Origin of the sequence: Rheinheimera sp. MMS21-TC3, assembly GCF_032229285.1 — a bacterium.
GTDB lineage: Bacteria > Pseudomonadota > Gammaproteobacteria > Enterobacterales > Alteromonadaceae > Alishewanella.
The window spans coordinates 1,001,505-1,017,693 of the sequence record NZ_CP135084.1 but is presented as its reverse complement, the minus strand read 5'-3'; the positions used below and the strand labels follow the sequence as shown (position 1 = coordinate 1,017,693).

Genomic DNA, 16,189 nt, shown 5'->3' with positions numbered 1-16,189 from the left:
TAACCATTACTTTAACAGTTTATAACGGAATAACGCATGAGCAGTTTAATACACTTATATCTTGTTGATGAAGACGAGTACCCCACTACTTTGTCAGGTGATGATGAAAGTAAATACCAAACCCTGCTTGAAATCACCGAAGAAAATGCCATTCGCTGGCAAAGCATTGAAATGAACATGCGTGGCTTTGAACCAGCGTTGCAATTATGGGATGCCGTTGCGGGTAATAGCCGTATTTTACTGATTGCCAGTTTTAACTTTTATCCGCACAAATTGCTACCACCTGACGCTGACATCAGTGGCAGTTTTGGCTTCTTTCCTGCCGATATGGTGAAAGATTTATATACCGTCATGCAAGAAGAATATAACTTTGATATTGATAGCCAAGAAGGCCAACACATTATCGCTGCAATAGAGCAAGACGGTGTTGATGAAGTTAATCCTGAGGCTTATGAGATTGTACGCGATAAATACTTTGTGACCTTTAGAGACGCCGCTGAGCAAGGTAAATCGATTGTTGTATTAATTGAACAGTAATTGGCCCGCCCTTATCAGCTTAATTTATCTGGCTTAAGTGACTTTGAGTTACGCGACCGGTTAATTGATATTTTCAATAATAATGAAATGTGGATTTGGCAACTCAGCGACGGCTGGGGCCAAGAGCCCGATAACAACGGCATAGGCGACGGCGGCCTAGCCCCTGACGCAGGCAGTACAAGCAATAAAGCCCCAGTAAACAAACCAGCTGCTAAACCACAAGGCGGGGGTGCGAATAAAGATAATCCAACGCCTATTAATACAGCTAACCACGATGCTAAAGCAGAGACTACAAAAGCAACATCAGCAGATGATATTGCAAACGCCCCTGCCGCACGCAAAGCGTTGTATGCCAAGCATGGCATTAAAGTCGGCCCTTACAAAGAGCTACAAAAAATCACCAAGCCGGGTTATCAGCGTGAGCATTTTATACCGCATAGCTGTTTTATGGTGCGCTCGGTGGCCAGTGGCGAGAGCCGTGCTAATGTGCCTACTGGTGCGGCCTTTGGTTCTTATAATGAAGCCGATGCCATTACTTACTTTGTGTTTGATGACCAAAGTAAAGGTACAGAGCACCGCTATCTCACTGACGTTGAAAAAAACTATGCCAAATCACTGAATGATGCTGGCGAGTACGCGACAGTGAATCAATGGTTAGACCATATGGAGCACGAAACCGCAACATCCTTATGTATGGACACCATAGAGCGCTCACCGGGCGTATATGAAGCGCGTGTACCAGACGACGAAGCAAAACTGGTGGCTAAGGCCATACGGATTGACACAGAAAACTACTTGGACAGTGCTGGTGTAGATAAAAATGCACCGCTATCTAATCTGGTGGGTGGTGGTGATGTGCCGCAGATTGATCAAGATAAAGATAAAGAAGAATTCCGTTTAATATAGGTTTGGCAAATGAGCAACACAGATAAATACGAAATTGTGCATGTGATTGATCTAACAGGTACTGGCGAATCCGATTTTGCGTTAATTACCTATTACAATGAGGCATCGTCACTGGAAGCTGTTGGCTCCGTTCAACATTTAGTAGATGTTGATGGTAAAACACGTTCCAGAACTTATCTCGGCGCTAACTTCCAGCTAAACGCAATGTGGATATCCGACAGCGGTAATTTATGGGTAGTTGATGATCAAGGCGATGTGTTTACTACTGCTAAGGTCAGCTTTAGCCAGCCGCCTTATCGTTTATTAAAGTATAATGCCGGTAGTTTTGATATTGACTGGCAAGTAACTGAAGCCTTTAAAGGCCAACTAAACGGTATTTGGGGCACAACCGACAACGATGTGTGGGTAACTTCCTTTAAAGGACCTGCCTTACACTGGAATGGCAAAGACTGGACCGAGTACACCCTGCCGCAAGCACCTAACGCCATTGATGGCTCTGCCAGCGATGATATATACATTGTTGGTTATCATGGCAATATTCACCATTTTGACGGTAACCATTGGCGCAAAGTAACACTGCCTGCCAACATTCCACAGCAAGATGCCTTTACTGATGTAAAAGTGGTATCAAAGCACCTGGTTTACATTACAGGGCGCAGCGGTTGCCTGTTGGTTGGTAATGCCGCCGACGGGTTTAAAGATATTGGTTCGCCTAAGTACAGTTGGTATGGTGTAGGCACTTTGGCTGAACGGGTATTTTTAGCTGGTGGTGAGGCTGGCATATTTGAATTAATTGATACTCAAGTCGTCCAGTTGACAGCTAATGGCCAGCCGGTAGGCGTATTTGAAACACCAAACGCCATTAACTTTATACCTGCTGAGCAGCAACCTAACCCATGGTTTGTCAGGTATGAACCTGGTGCAGCCCGCGAATGGACAAAGGTAAATACGTGATAAACCTCACTTACCTTGTTATTACAGCTACACAGGTCCAAACCGAACTGAAGCTATGGCAACAGCAGGGTAAAAAACCTGCTGTCGTTGATTAAACTGCAGTATTGTGAGCAAGGCTATTACTTATTAGTTCCCGGCTACCGCTGCAATAATTGGTATCGGCTGAGTAACCGGCACTACACCAGCCAGCAAGCCGCATTAGCGGCTTACGGAAAATTGTTGGACTCATTGAGTGACGGGTTAAACGGTGAGGCTTCGCAACTAAAAGTTACAGCGTAGTTAAGTTACGTGATGCACTGCTTGAAATCTTCGCTGCTGATGAAATGCGCGTATGGCAACTCAGCGACGGCTGGGGCGCGCCGCCAGAAGACAACGGTATAGGCGAAGGTGGTTTAGCGCCAGAGGCAAGCAGCAATGCTGTCTCTGCCCCGTCAGCAAAAAAGCGATTAAACCCAGCGGTGGCGTAACGCCGGCAGCTAGCAGTAACGCCACAACAGCAGCGCATAGCAGTACAGATCCGTCAGCTAGTTCCGCGCCAGCAACGCAAAGTGTCACCGAGCGCTTTGGTGACAACGAAGCAGTATGGGTAATAGATGAGCAAGGCCGTCCGCTATCGGTAACTGCCACGTTAACCAGCACCTATAGTGAAGCCCGCACATCACAGGAAAAGCAGCATCAACGCACTGTAGGTGGTGATGCCCGCTTAAGCTCAGACGATGGCGGCCATATTATCGGCCACCGTTTTATGAGCGACCAGGGCTTAAAGAACCTGTTTCCGCAAGATGCTAACTTAAACCGCGGTGCCTATAAATCGATGGAAAATGAGTGGGAAGACTGGACCAAAGAGGGCTATGAGGTCCGGTTAACGGTAGAATTAGATCCGCCCGGCGCTGAACGACCAGATAACATTATTGCCGAGTATCAGGTTTTTGATAAGGTCACTGGTGCAAGAGTCTTTAAGCGTGATCACGAATTTAATAATCAACAAGGTGAGGCATTTAAGCGAGTTGCCCGCAAAGATATGCAGAACTATAGAGGTTAACGATGAAGATTGATCCAAAATATATTCAGGAGTTGGGGAAGTTAGTACTGCGTTGCAAAGATGTTATCGCAGAACATAATTGGGATTTGCTGGCCTTTGTATTTGATATTGCTGATGGCCATATGGCCAATTCAGGCTTTATCTATATTGGTGATGAAGTTATTCCAGCATCCGCGAGAATACAAGAAGACAAAATGGCTTTAAGCAACAAAATCCGCGAGTTTCAACAAGCAATATTTGAAGCTTGCGGTCATAAATTTGTGCAACTACTTATTCAAATGAACTCAGCCGGTAAAATTCATATCGACTTCGAGTTTGATAACCCCAAGCGCTGGAATATGGGCCCGGCCAATTACCACGCTATGCGCGAACAACTGCGCCCAGTATTTGTTTAATCGGATTTAATTACAACCCGCTACCCGTTTCCGGTTCAGCGCCTTTTGAAGTTTCTTTGTCTCGCTTTAGTGACGATGCGTCACTAAAGTCTTTCATTTATTTATCTACTCAGCGACGGCTGGGGCCAAAAAACCGATAACAACGGCATAGGCGACGGCGGCCTAGCCCCTGACGCAGGCAACACAAGCAATAAAGCCCCAGTAAACAAACCAGCTGCTAAACCAAAAGGCGGCACCACGGCAGCAGCTGAAAACGCCCCAGCGAAAGCGCAAGAGCATGAAGCAAAACCAGATAAATCAAAAAAAACCAATATCAACCCAGAATCCTTAGAAGATTGTGAAGCTTTGCTAAAAATAGCCGCAGAAAATTTAGCAAAGAACGGTTATGTCCCCAAATATAGTAATGATGAGCTTCATGCAATGGCCGCAGCAGGTACACTTCCCAAAGATCGTTTTTTAGTAAGATTTAGTCCTTCAGCGAGGACGCCTGATGCACCGATTGGTCATCAACGCCCCTCTGGTAGACATCCTCTTTGGATGTCTACTTTTGATATGATTGAACGAGCAGATACCGACCCTGAGCTAATTGCAGATGTATTCGGTACAAAGTATGATCCGAAAAAAGAATATTCGCTTTATATTATTGACCGCGGAGAGAATTATTTAGTTGATGGTTCAGATACATTTGTGCCTACTTTTGAAAACATGAAGTCAAAACTCAAAAGTGAATTTACTGGTGATATACAACCTGAATTGATTGATGAAGTAATGACTCCTGAATATGCTGATGAGTTCAGGGTGCATTGGGATGACTTCAATAATGATTTAGCAGCTAATGGTAAAAGCTGGCAAAAATCGTTTGATGAGGATGAAGCTGTAAAGTATGCAGCTATTCACTTCTCTGATCCCAAGCAGCAAGAAATGTTTATTGCAAGACAAAAAATATTATCTGAAATAGGTGCTTGGGAGATTTTTACTGGTAATGGGCTGACTGAACGTTATAGTCAAAAAGGCACAGCTGGTGCATTAGAGGTTTTAGAAATTCAACATAGCCCTGAATCTCTTAAAACATTAGAATCACAACGAGTAGTGAAGACATTAAAGCTAAAAGGTAAGTGTTAAACCTATGAAAAAAATAAATCTGTTAAATACTGATTCAAATAAAGCTGATTTTAAGCTTTTAGAAAACATTACGCTTGACGATAAAGGTAATGATGAAGTTAGTTGCTTTGCAAATAATAATTTACTTGTTATTTACGAGATAAGCCGTGGGAAAAATTACAATACAGAGGACCAAACCGAGTTACCGCTTTCTGCGTTACAATGGATTAAAGACACTATAGTAGATGGCTTTTGGCGCTTACCCTCGCAAGGTGGTTTGCCTAAAAACCAACATACTTGTATGGCAAAATTTGCTGGCGAAGAACTCTTAATCGGTCGCAGTATGAATGCGGGTGAGTATGGCAAAGCAGGGTTTAAAATTGTCAATAAATCGAGAAGTTCACATATTTTAGCATCACAACCTCAAACTTATCAAATAACAGATGAACGAGTAGAAAGCGTTCTACTGCCATTATTGAGTAAATTAGGTGTTAATTAGTATTAACGTAGAGCCAGATTTTAAAAAGCAGTTTTTACTGCGATTATTCTCTTCAATAATGTATTCCGTGCAACTTTCTGAGCATTTTATTCAGCTTATTGATAACCGCTTATTAAGGTTAGAACGCTATAAAGCATTACCTTATAAGCTCACAACTGAAGCAAAATCAATTCAATGAAACCTTCGAGGCTTAACCAATTGTTAATCATCTCCATTCGTCGATTTACAGCATGGGCTAACTTGGCGATTTAAATACTAGGTTATTTGTTATTTAAACCGCTCATCAATTTGCTTTTAAACTCTTACATCCAGCACAAGTTTTTTAGCAAATAGCTTAAAGAATATTACTTAATAGCTTGTTTAAACTGTAGTGAACAGCTTTTTATTTCTGTTAAAGAGACATCAATTTCTTTGCCAGCTGTCTTACCTAACCTAACGTTAAAACTTGAATTAACGGCTATTAATGGCATAATCAATTAATCTTCCTAATATAAAAAATAACAATAGGAACTTTTCCTTTAATGGCAGTTACAGCAACCTCTACTTTATTAAAACGCTTAAGTCAACTTGGCTTGGTTGATTCTGATCAGACCCTAAAAGTGATTACTGAAAAAGGCAGTCAATATAAAAACTTGCCCGAGCTGCTAATTACCGAAAAGCTAATTAGTAGTGAGATGCTAGCCAATGCTGCGGCTAAAATAAGTTTAACTACTCAGTTTGATTTAACCCATTATGACAGCAGCATGGTGCCAGAAGATTTGCGCAACGAAAAGCTAGTGCGCAAAACCCATATGTTACCGCTAGGTAAACGCGGTCGCAGTATGTTTTTAGCTGTAGTAGACCCTACTGATATTCAAACCATTGAAGATTGCGAATTTAATACTGGCCTAAACGCTGAAGTGGTTGTAGTAGATTACAGCCAATTAACTAAATTAATTGATACCGTTTTTGATAACAGTTTTGGCCAAGAGTATGGCCATACCGAGTGGGATTTAGGCTCTTTAGGCATTGAAGATAAAGCAGACGATGATGCCAGCATGGTAGTGGACGCTGAAGATCAGCCCATTATTGCTTTTATTAATAAAATGCTCCATGACGCTATTCGCAAGGGCGCCTCGGATTTACACTTTGAACCTTATGAAAAAACCTACCGCATTCGGTTTCGTATAGACGGTATTTTAAATGAAGTGGCCAGCCCACCTGTTGAACTAGCCACTAGGCTATCGGCACGGTTAAAGGTAATGTCGCGCTTAGATATTGCCGAAAAAAGGGTACCGCAAGATGGCCGCATAAAGTTAAAAATTTCTGCTAAAAAATCCATAGACTTTCGGGTTAGTACCTTGCCTACTATTTGGGGTGAAAAAATAGTAATGCGGATCCTCGACTCCGACAGCGCTATGTTAGGCATAGATGTGTTAGGCTACGAGCCAGAGCAAAAACAGCTGTACTTAAATGCTTTAAAGCAACCGCAAGGCATGATTTTAGTAACAGGCCCTACTGGCTCGGGTAAAACGGTATCACTTTATACCGGCTTGGCCATTTTAAATACTGAGCAAACTAATATTTCTACTGCTGAAGATCCTGTAGAGATTAACTTAGCTGGCATTAACCAAGTGCAAGTTAACCCACGCGCAGGTTTAACCTTTTCATCGGCTTTAAAATCTTTTTTACGCCAAGACCCCGACGTAGTTATGGTGGGTGAGGTGCGAGACTTAGAAACCGCCGAAATAGCCATTAAAGCGGCGCAAACCGGTCACTTGGTATTGTCTACTTTGCACACTAATTCGGCACCAGAAACCTTAACCAGACTGCTTAATATGGGCGTACCCTCTTATAACGTGGCCAGTTCAGTATCCCTAATTATTGCCCAGCGCTTAGCGCGCCGGCTATGCAGCCATTGTAAAATTCCCGAGCAACTGCCAGAGGCAGAATTATTAAAGCAAGGTTTTACCCCAGAGCAACTAAGTAGTATAACTATTTATAAACCTGTTGGTTGTGATAACTGCACTAGTGGCTATAAAGGCCGAGTCGGTATTTATGAAGTTATGCCAGTTAGCGCTAAAATGGCCGACATTATAATGCAAGGCGGTAATTCGTTAGATATTAGCAACCAAGCCCAACTAGAAGGCGTTAACAATTTACGCCAGTCGGGCTTAATTAAAGCCGCTGCTGGCTTAACTAGCTTAGCGGAAGTAAACCGAGTGACTCAAGGCTAAGCTAAGTGCTAAGTGTTAAGTGTTAAGTTTTAAGTTTTAAGTTTTAAGTTTTAAGTTTTAAGTTTAACTTAGCTTTAGTTAAGCATAATAAAATATTAGCTAATATGGTATTTTAGCTATTTGCTTAGGCAAAAGCTGTAAGCAGCATGATGACAACAGGGATTAACTATGACTCAGGCCAATAACCTAAAAATAAAACAGCTTGATATCTATAATTACAAAGGGGTTAACCGCCGCGGTACTAAGGTTAGCGGTGAGTTAAAAGGCGCTAATATTGCTGAGGTTAAAGCCTTATTGCGCCAGCAAGGTATTACCCCCTCTGGGGTTAAGAAAAAACCGCGCTCATTATTTGGCGAAGGCAAAAAAATAACTGCTGCCGATATCGCTTTAGTGACCCGGCAAATTGCCACTATGCTAGGCGCTGGTGTGCCTTTAGTGCAGTCGGTCGATTTAATTGCTAGTGGCTCAGACCATAAAAACTTAGGCGCTTTAATGCAAAAGATTTCGGTTAAGCTGCAAGCTGGTATACCACTGTCTGAGGTATTACGCGAGCACCCTAAGTATTTTGATGAGTTATATTGTGACTTAGTTAAATCGGGCGAGGCATCAGGTGCTTTAGATAGCATTTTTGACCGTATTGCTATTTATAAAGAAAAGGCCGAAGCCTTAAAGTCAAAAATTAAAAAAGCCATGTTTTACCCTGCGGCTGTACTCATTATAGCCGGTATTGTTAGCTCTATTTTATTAATTTTTGTAGTACCGCAATTTGCCGAAATTTTTGCTGGCTTTGGCGCTGAGCTGCCGGCCTTTACTCAGCTAGTGGTAAAATTGTCAGAACTAATGCAAGCCTATTGGTGGGTAGTGCTGTTTGGCTTAATTGGTTTTGGTTACTTAGTTAAAAAAACCTATGGCAGCAATTTAAGGTTTAGAACCTGGATGGATGGCTTAATAATAAAAGCCCCAGTAATAGGCGATATTTTAAATAAAGCCGCTGTGGCCCGTTATGCCCGCACTTTATCTACTACTTTTGCCGCTGGTGTGCCTTTAATAGAAGCCTTAGAGTCTGCCGCTGGTGCCTCGGGTAATGAAGTGTATAAAAATTCTATTATGTATATTCGCGAAGAAGTATCCTCAGGTAACCCTATGTACATTGCTATGAAGCAGACTAAGCGCTTCCCGGAAATGGTAGTGCAAATGGTGTCTATAGGTGAAGAGACCGGTGCTTTAGACAGCATGCTATCTAAAGTGGCTAATATTTATGAGCAAGAAGTAGATGATGCCGTAGATGGCTTAACCGCCCTATTAGAGCCAATGATAATGGCGGTATTAGGTGTAGTAATAGGCGGCCTTATTATTGCTATGTACTTACCTATCTTTGCTATGGGTTCAATAGTGTAATGGCAGAGCTAAGCTTAGTGCTGCAACAAGAGCCCGTGCTGTTTATTATTCTAGTTGGCCTAATTAGCTTAATAGTAGGCAGCTTTTTAAATGTGCTAATTTATCGTTTACCCAAAATGATGGAGCTAGACTGGCAAGCTGAGTATAAAGCCTATTTTACCCAACCTGCTGCTGATGATACTAGTACTGGTGCTGACACTGATGAAGCTAGCTTTAATTTAGCCGTACCGCGCTCATGCTGCCCTAATTGCCAAACGCCGATTAAAGCTTATGACAATATTCCTATTGTAAGTTGGCTATTACTTAAGGCTAAATGCCGCAGCTGTAAAGCGCCTATTAGTAGCCGTTATCCGCTTATTGAGGGCTTAACAGCAGTTATGGCCATGTTGGTAGCCTGGCAACTAGGCTTTGGCTTAACTGCTATGCTGTTGATAGTGCTTACTTGGGGCCTAATTGCCTTAAGCTTTATTGATATTGATAAAATGCTCCTGCCCGATCAGCTAACTTTGCCTTTACTGTGGTTAGTACTGCTATTTAGCCTTAGCGACTCAGCTTTGGTTAGCCCAAGCCAAGCCATTATAGGTGCAGCTGCAGGTTATTTAAGCTTATGGTCGGTGTATTGGCTGTTTAAATTATTAACCGGTAAAGAAGGTATGGGCTATGGCGACTTTAAATTACTGGCTATCTTTGGCGCCCTGTTAGGATGGCAGCAATTACCCTTAATTATTTTACTATCTTCCTTGGTTGGTGCTGTAGTGGGCATAACCTTACTTAGCATTCAGGGTAAAGATAAAACTACCCCTATCCCCTTTGGCCCTTATATAGCAGCAGCGGGCTGGATTGCCATGCTGTGGGGCGAGCAAATAAGCCAAATATATTTAAATTATATTGGGGTTTATTAATGCTTAGTGGTGAGGATTGAATGTTTAGTGGTGAGTTGTGAGTCAATTTATAGTTGGTCTAACCGGTGGTATAGGTTGTGGTAAAACCACTGTTACTAAATTATTTGCCAATTTAGGTGTGCAGCATGTTGATGCTGATGTAATAGCCCGCAACTTAGTTCAACCCGGCACTAAATGTTTAGCGGCTATAACAGCTAAATTTGGTCAGTCAATATTACAAGCTGATGGCAGTTTAAACCGAGCCGCACTTAGACAACTAGTTTTTACTGATAGCGCCGCTAAAGCTTGGTTAGAGCAACTACTACACCCTGCCATTCGCCAGCAATTGTTAACCGAATTAGCTAGTTGCAATTCAGCTTATGCCTTGTTAGTTGCGCCTTTATTGCTTGAAAACAACTTGCAACCTTATTGTCAGCGGATATTAGTGATTGATTTACCAGAAAGCCTGCAAATAAGCCGAACTTTAGCTCGGGATCAGGTGTCAGAGCAACAAGTGGCAGCAATAATGGCAGCGCAGTTACCCAGGCAACAACGCTTAGCCCAAGCCAATGATATAATACATAACCATAGCAACCTAGAGGCATTAGTGCCCCAAGTGCAAGCCTTACATCAACGCTATTTACAACTTGCCGCTAAAGGCAATTCAGGCTAACCAATAGGAATGGCATGACAGAGCTGATTTATGAACACCCCTTAAATGAAAAAGTACGAACTTACTTGCGGGTAGAGCATTTATTTAATCAGCTGCAACAATTACTCAGTTTAGACAGCGAATGGCAACAACAAGCTTTTTTTAATAACCTGTTTAATTTAATTGAAATTCTCGACCGTAACGACATTAGGCCAGACTTAATAAAAGACGTAGAGCGCTGCGAGGCAGCCTTAGTTGCTTGGTCTAGCCACCCTTCGGTATCGGACGATAAATTACAAACGATGCTGCAACAGGCCGTTAAACTACAAAGCGACTTACTGCGTAGCACTAAGTTTATTGCTAGCATTAAACAAGATCCTTTTTTAGCCCCATTGCGCCAAAGGTTTTCTATCCCAGGTGGCAGCTGTTATTTTGATATGCCGCAACTGCAATATTGGCTGCATTTAGAGCTAAGCTATCGGCAAAAAGTGGCTAAATCTTGGTATCAACAGCTAAGCTTAGTCCAGCAAGCTATAGATTTTGTTTTAAGCTTTATCCGCGAACGCGGCCACTTTGAAGCCCTTACCGCTGATAATGGTTTTTACCAAAGTAACACTGATAAATACGAGTTACTGCGCTTAAGCTACCCAATTAATGCCGGTGTTTACCCCACTATTAGCGGCAACAAATACCGTTACGCTATCCGCTTTATGCAACTTTGCGATCAAAGCGGCCGCAGCAACAGCAGTGATAACCAAGCTTTTAAACTTGCGTGCTGCTAAAAAATCGTTATCCTGCCAGTTTAGAGTTCATTATTAGCCTTAGGCTTAACTAGGATAAAATTCAATTATGGTAACTAAAGTTAATTGTCCAACTTGTAAAGCAGAAGTTGTTTGGTCAACTGAGTCTGAGTTTAGGCCGTTTTGTTGTAAGCGCTGTAAGTTGATTGATTTAGGCGATTGGGCGGCGGAGAATCATCGTATTCCTGATAAGTCGCCTATAGATGCGGCACTGTCAGAGCAGTACTTAGACGAGTTAGAGCAAGAGTTTATTGCTCAGGATAATGATTTTTTTAACAGTTAGCACACCATTGACACAAGGGTGTTACATTTTTACCTCTATTATGCTACTCTTTTGTTTTCGAAGCAAAGGAATGTATTAAATGAAATGCCCAACAATTATTGATCTCCAGCTAAGCCAAAGTAGTTTAAGTGCTATTCAAGAAATTGAACGATTAGCTGAGCTTGAGCTGAGCTTGAAAAGCTAGGTACTAAAGTACTTCTTTTAGGTCATTTATGGTCTATTTTTGGTGGCTCTGCTAGAAAAGGTGCCTCAGGATCTGGTCTTCCACAATTCGATAAAGGATTAGCTTTTAATATAGCATCTTCTGATTTATCACAATCAGGATATGCTATTTATTCAGCTAATTGGGATATATTTTTTAGTTCTATTCATAGCCAAAATGCGATTAAAAGGCGCCAAATTGAAAAGGTTGCTCTTAAATTAGTATTACAAAACACAGTAAGCTCTAAAGAATATCAATTTTGGAAAGCGATTTATGAAGGATGCCATTTTGAGTAAATTGTTATTAGTTTTAATTTTAATATCTGGAACTGCAAAAAGTATTACTCTAGAAAGTGCTATGCAATATAGTCAATCTAAATTTAATCAATATGAAGAAACACTACAGAAGTGTATGGAAAGTAGAAATTCTGAAATCACATTGACGGTAGATGAAAGAAAATTACTTTCTAATATATCCTATACCCCTTTCATTATTCTATATCTTGAAGATAGAGCGTTTCAACTTTGTGCATTAGAAGAAAAGTCCGTTTATATTGAATCACTTATATTACTTGAAAACTTAAATAAAGATAAATTCAATAAAGAAGTTGTTAAATATCTTCAAAATCACAAATTAAATAATTTTAATGCAACAGACTTGGAAATTAAAATTAATTATTCCCAATTACCTAGTGAAACAAGACAAAAATTAGAAAAAATCCAAACATTGCAAATACCATTTAATGGGCTCGCATTAAAAGAGTTGGTATGGCCAAATAATTAAATAAAATTCAATAGTCCTATTATTAGTAATACGCCTTAAAATCTAATATAGATATTTAAACTTTCTAGCTTTTACTACTTAAAGTGTTTTTTTAAGGTATATAAAAAATAGCTATTGAATTTATAGTTTTGAGTTAGAAAGAAGCAAATATAACTTATCCGCTAATAAATGAAGTAGTTATTAATAATAACCTAAAAATGAATAATCTATTTACCTAAACTGCTGTTGTAGCTTGTTAACTATGGGTTGATTGGCCTCGGGGAACTTAAGCTGTGACAGCTTAGCAAAGCTAACCCACTGCAATGGCTGGCCTTCTACTCCTTGCGGGCTGCCGCTAAAGTCTGTAACTAAGTAGATGTCTAGTAACACATCGCGCTCAGGGTAGCTAAACGCCTGCTGCATAAAAGGTTCGGCATTAATAATGTCTATGGCTAACTCTTCTTTTAACTCTCGCGCTAGGGCTTGGTAGACGGTTTCACCCGCTTCTACTTTGCCACCAGGAAACTCCCATTTGCCACCTTGATGCTGCTGCTTACTGCGCAAGCTTAAAAGTACTTGGTTATTTTGAATAATAACGCCTACTGCAACATGCAGTTGTTTTGCGGCTAAAACAACAGAGCCAGCTTGCGCTGACTCTGTATTTGCTTTGCTATTGCTTGCCATCTTTACACTAACTTACCATGGCATTGCTTATACTTTTTACCTGAACCACAAGGGCAAGGATCGTTACGGCCTACTTTTACGCCATCGCGGATCATTGGCTGTGGATTTTTAGCTTCAGTAGCATTTTCTGGCAGCTCGGCGCCTAACTGCTCAGCTTCAGCATGCTCATAGCTGTGCGGCACGGCATCGGCTTTACGTCTTTGTTCTTCAACCGTTTCTACGTCTTCAGCAGCTTGTACTTGAACTCGAGCCAGCACACCCACCACATCTATTTTCAGGTTTTCTAGCATAGCCGAAAATAACTCAAAGGCTTCACGCTTATATTCTTGCTTAGGATTTTTTTGGGCATAACCACGTAGGTTGATCCCTTGGCGTAAGTGATCCATAGCCGCTAGATGTTCTTTCCAGTGCGTGTCTAGGCTTTGCAACATAATGGCTTTTTCAAACTGACGCAAAACATCGGCACCCACCATTTGCTCTTTTAGCTGATAAGCGTTTTCTACTTCTTGCTGAATACGCTCACGCAATTTTTCTTCAAATAGCTTTTTATCATCGGCTAACCACTGCGCTATAGGTAAATTTAACGCAAAGTCAGCTTTTAAACGCTGCTCTAATCCTGGAATATCCCACATTTCGTCTAAAGACTCTGGCGGAATATATTGGCTAATTAAATCTTCAACTACATCACCACGAATAACAGTAATAGTTTCACTAATATCTGTAGCGTCTAATAACTCATTACGTTGCTCATATACCACTTTACGTTGGTCGTTAGCTACGTCATCGAATTCTAGTAATTGCTTACGAATATCAAAGTTACGGGCTTCCACTTTACGCTGAGCGTTTTCAATGGCACGACTGACCCAAGGGTGCTCTATGGCTTCGCCTTTTTCCATACCTAAACGGCGCATCATAGCGGCCATTCTATCAGAAGCGAAAATGCGCATTAGCGAATCTTCTAGCGATAGATAAAAGCGGCTTGACCCTTTATCACCTTGACGACCAGAGCGACCACGTAATTGGTTATCGATACGGCGTGACTCATGACGCTCGGTACCAATAATATGTAAACCACCTGACTCGACAACTGCATCGTGACGTACTTTCCAGTCCGCTTTCACTTTGGCTATTTGCTCTTCAGTTGGCTCAGTTAAACCGGCTAATTCAGCTTGTAAGCTACCACCTAATACAATATCAGTACCACGACCTGCCATGTTAGTTGCAATAGTGACATGGCCTGGCCGACCGGCATTAGCAATAATTTCAGCTTCGTTAGCATGAAACTTAGCGTTTAACACTTTATGGGTAATTTTAGCTTTGTTAAGCAGTTCAGATAGGTATTCTGAGCTTTCTATAGAAGCTGTACCGACTAAAACTGGGCGATTAGCTTGTTGCTTTTTAATAATATCAGCAATAATTGCTTGGTATTTATCTTCTGCCGTTAAATAAACTAAGTCGGCCATATCATTGCGTACCATAGGCCGGTTAGTAGGTACTACTATTGTTTCTAAACCATAGATTTGTTGAAACTCAAAAGCCTCAGTATCTGCTGTACCCGTCATACCTGACAGTTTGTTATACAACCGGAAGTAGTTTTGAAAGGTGATAGAGGCTAAGGTTTGGTTTTCATTTTGGATATGCACGCCTTCTTTAGCTTCTACCGCTTGGTGTAAGCCCTCAGACCAGCGACGACCTTCCATAGTACGGCCAGTATGCTCATCTACTATAACGATTTCACCGTCTTTTATTACATAGTCAACATCGCGTTTAAATAGTTGATGGGCACGCAGCGCAGCATAAACGTGGTGCAACAAGGTGATATTGGCAGCAGAAAACAAGGTATCATGCTCGCCAATCATGCCAGCTTCACGCAGCATGTCTTCGACTTTAATTTGCCCTTGCTCGGTTAAATATACTTGGCGGGCTTTTTCGTCTAAGGTGAAATGGCCATCACCATGCTTACCTTCTTCGTCTTCTTCATCTTGCTTAATCAGTTGCGGCACTAAGGTATCAATTTTTTGATATAACTCTGAGCTATCTTCAGCTGGGCCAGAAATAATTAGTGGCGTACGAGCTTCATCTATTAAAATAGAGTCAACTTCGTCAATAATGGCATAGGCTTGATCGCGCTGTACCCTATCATCTGGCGAGAACGCCATATTGTCACGTAAGTAGTCAAAACCAAATTCGTTGTTAGTACCATAAGTAATATCAGCAGCATAAGCTTTATGCTTATCTGCATGTGACATACCCGGTACGTTTACACCCACTGTCATGCCTAAAAAGCGAAATAAAGGCTCGTTAGTTTCAGCATCACGTCGGGCTAAGTAATCGTTAACCGTAATAACATGAACGCTGCCACCACTTAAGGCATTAAGATAAGCAGGCAAGGTAGCGGTTAAAGTTTTACCTTCACCAGTGCGCATTTCAGATATTTTACCCTGATGCAGCACCATGCCGCCTATTAATTGCACATCAAAATGGCGCATGCCAAAAACCCGTACGCTAGCTTCACGCACAGTGGCAAAGGCTTCATTTAAGATGTCATCTAGGCTAGCCCCGTCTTTAATTTTTTGTTTAAAGTAGGCGGTTTTTGCCTGTAGCTGCTCATCAGTTAAGGCTTGATATTCAGCCTCTAGCGCATTGATTTGCTGTACTTGTTTTTGTAATTTCTTTAAGAAGCGGTCGTTGCGGCTACCAACTAATTTGGTGAAAAGTTTTCCAAACATTATCCAGTTACCATATTAAGTTAAAACTGCAGTGCAGCCCTGGCTAGCTCATGCACACCAGTATTTTTAAGTGAATTTTTCACCATATTACGCTAGATATGGTGTTTAACGCTAAAACTTTCAAGAGTCTATTTAGATTCTGTGAAAA

General features: G+C 41.4%; 17 protein-coding genes. 15 read left to right on the top strand and 2 right to left on the bottom strand.

Translation table 11 applies throughout. The features are described 5' to 3' along the window. Positions 1–36: 36 nt before the first annotated feature. The 15 genes from RDV63_RS05125 (at position 37) to RDV63_RS05055 (ending at position 12,649) form a co-directional block, all read left to right on the top strand. Complete coding sequence (locus tag RDV63_RS05125; RefSeq protein ID WP_313908432.1) at positions 37–537, top strand: hypothetical protein; 501 nt, start codon at positions 37–39, stop codon at positions 535–537. Continuing rightward, positions 538–1,443, top strand: coding sequence for a hypothetical protein (locus RDV63_RS05120; RefSeq protein WP_313908431.1), 906 nt, complete (start codon positions 538–540; stop codon positions 1,441–1,443). It abuts the gene before it with no gap. Positions 1,444–1,452: 9 nt separating this feature from the next. Then, entirely contained in the window at positions 1,453–2,397 is a 945-nt protein-coding gene (locus tag RDV63_RS05115) for a hypothetical protein (RefSeq protein ID WP_313908430.1), read from the top strand. A gap of 331 nt (positions 2,398–2,728) precedes the next feature. Next, entirely contained in the window at positions 2,729–3,439 is a 711-nt protein-coding gene (locus RDV63_RS05110) for a DNA/RNA non-specific endonuclease (protein WP_313908429.1), read from the top strand. A 2-nt stretch (positions 3,440–3,441) separates the two neighbouring features. After that, positions 3,442–3,834 carry a hypothetical protein gene (locus RDV63_RS05105; protein WP_313908428.1) on the top strand — a complete coding sequence of 131 codons (393 nt, stop codon included), beginning with the start codon at positions 3,442–3,444 and terminating at the stop codon, positions 3,832–3,834. 345 nt (positions 3,835–4,179) lie between these two features. After that, a complete protein-coding gene (locus tag RDV63_RS05100; protein ID WP_313908427.1) occupies positions 4,180–4,956 on the top strand; it encodes a hypothetical protein in 777 nt (258 codons plus the stop codon). A 4-nt stretch (positions 4,957–4,960) separates the two neighbouring features. After that, positions 4,961–5,434 carry a hypothetical protein gene (locus tag RDV63_RS05095; protein WP_313908426.1) on the top strand — a complete coding sequence of 158 codons (474 nt, stop codon included), beginning with the start codon at positions 4,961–4,963 and terminating at the stop codon, positions 5,432–5,434. Next, positions 5,424–5,612 carry a hypothetical protein gene (locus RDV63_RS05090; protein WP_313908425.1) on the top strand — a complete coding sequence of 63 codons (189 nt, stop codon included), beginning with the start codon at positions 5,424–5,426 and terminating at the stop codon, positions 5,610–5,612. The genes RDV63_RS05095 and RDV63_RS05090 overlap by 11 nt, the downstream gene beginning before the upstream one ends. A gap of 343 nt (positions 5,613–5,955) precedes the next feature. After that, on the top strand, positions 5,956–7,650 hold the full coding sequence (gene pilB / locus RDV63_RS05085) for a type IV-A pilus assembly ATPase PilB (RefSeq protein WP_313908424.1): 1,695 nt from the start codon (positions 5,956–5,958) through the stop codon (positions 7,648–7,650). A gap of 168 nt (positions 7,651–7,818) precedes the next feature. Next, positions 7,819–9,048: a type II secretion system F family protein gene (locus RDV63_RS05080; RefSeq protein ID WP_313908423.1), complete on the top strand. Its 1,230-nt coding sequence runs from the start codon at positions 7,819–7,821 to the stop codon at positions 9,046–9,048. Beyond that, the gene (locus tag RDV63_RS05075) at positions 9,048–9,950 is read left to right on the top strand and encodes an A24 family peptidase (RefSeq protein ID WP_313908422.1); all 903 of its coding nucleotides are present in this window, start codon (positions 9,048–9,050) and stop codon (positions 9,948–9,950) included. The genes RDV63_RS05080 and RDV63_RS05075 overlap by 1 nt, the downstream gene beginning before the upstream one ends. 37 nt (positions 9,951–9,987) lie before the next feature. Beyond that, positions 9,988–10,602, top strand: coding sequence for a dephospho-CoA kinase (coaE, locus tag RDV63_RS05070; protein ID WP_313908421.1), 615 nt, complete (start codon positions 9,988–9,990; stop codon positions 10,600–10,602). Between the two features lie 14 nt (positions 10,603–10,616). Beyond that, on the top strand, positions 10,617–11,363 hold the full coding sequence (gene zapD / locus RDV63_RS05065; RefSeq protein ID WP_313908420.1) for a cell division protein ZapD: 747 nt from the start codon (positions 10,617–10,619) through the stop codon (positions 11,361–11,363). A 67-nt stretch (positions 11,364–11,430) separates the two neighbouring features. After that, on the top strand, positions 11,431–11,664 hold the full coding sequence (gene yacG, locus RDV63_RS05060; RefSeq protein WP_313908419.1) for a DNA gyrase inhibitor YacG: 234 nt from the start codon (positions 11,431–11,433) through the stop codon (positions 11,662–11,664). Between the two features lie 475 nt (positions 11,665–12,139). Further along, a complete protein-coding gene (locus tag RDV63_RS05055; protein ID WP_313908418.1) occupies positions 12,140–12,649 on the top strand; it encodes a hypothetical protein in 510 nt (169 codons plus the stop codon). Between the two features lie 210 nt (positions 12,650–12,859). Here the strand turns inward: RDV63_RS05055 and mutT are convergent, their stop codons facing one another. After that, positions 12,860–13,312, bottom strand: coding sequence for an 8-oxo-dGTP diphosphatase MutT (gene mutT / locus RDV63_RS05050; protein WP_313908417.1), 453 nt, complete (start codon positions 13,310–13,312; stop codon positions 12,860–12,862). Positions 13,313–13,314: 2 nt separating this feature from the next. Further along, a complete protein-coding gene (gene secA, locus RDV63_RS05045) occupies positions 13,315–16,041 on the bottom strand; it encodes a preprotein translocase subunit SecA (RefSeq protein WP_313908416.1) in 2,727 nt (908 codons plus the stop codon). Between the last annotated feature and the right edge of the window lie 148 nt (positions 16,042–16,189).

Excerpts from the sequence above, each read along its gene's own strand:
- RDV63_RS05055 (WP_313908418.1), top strand. The coding sequence starts at position 12,140 with ATGAAGGATGCCATTTTGAGTAAATTGTTATTAGTTTTAATTTTAATA.
- RDV63_RS05075 (WP_313908422.1), top strand. The coding sequence starts at position 9,048 with ATGGCAGAGCTAAGCTTAGTGCTGCAACAAGAGCCCGTGCTGTTTATT.
- secA (WP_313908416.1), bottom strand. The coding sequence starts at position 16,041 with ATGTTTGGAAAACTTTTCACCAAATTAGTTGGTAGCCGCAACGACCGC.
- pilB (WP_313908424.1), top strand. The coding sequence starts at position 5,956 with ATGGCAGTTACAGCAACCTCTACTTTATTAAAACGCTTAAGTCAACTT.
- RDV63_RS05115 (WP_313908430.1), top strand. The coding sequence starts at position 1,453 with ATGAGCAACACAGATAAATACGAAATTGTGCATGTGATTGATCTAACA.
- RDV63_RS05110 (WP_313908429.1), top strand. The coding sequence starts at position 2,729 with ATGGCAACTCAGCGACGGCTGGGGCGCGCCGCCAGAAGACAACGGTAT.
- mutT (WP_313908417.1), bottom strand. The coding sequence starts at position 13,312 with ATGGCAAGCAATAGCAAAGCAAATACAGAGTCAGCGCAAGCTGGCTCT.
- RDV63_RS05080 (WP_313908423.1), top strand. The coding sequence starts at position 7,819 with ATGACTCAGGCCAATAACCTAAAAATAAAACAGCTTGATATCTATAAT.
- RDV63_RS05105 (WP_313908428.1), top strand. The coding sequence starts at position 3,442 with ATGAAGATTGATCCAAAATATATTCAGGAGTTGGGGAAGTTAGTACTG.
- RDV63_RS05125 (WP_313908432.1), top strand. The coding sequence starts at position 37 with ATGAGCAGTTTAATACACTTATATCTTGTTGATGAAGACGAGTACCCC.
- RDV63_RS05095 (WP_313908426.1), top strand. The coding sequence starts at position 4,961 with ATGAAAAAAATAAATCTGTTAAATACTGATTCAAATAAAGCTGATTTT.
- yacG (WP_313908419.1), top strand. The coding sequence starts at position 11,431 with ATGGTAACTAAAGTTAATTGTCCAACTTGTAAAGCAGAAGTTGTTTGG.
- zapD (WP_313908420.1), top strand. The coding sequence starts at position 10,617 with ATGACAGAGCTGATTTATGAACACCCCTTAAATGAAAAAGTACGAACT.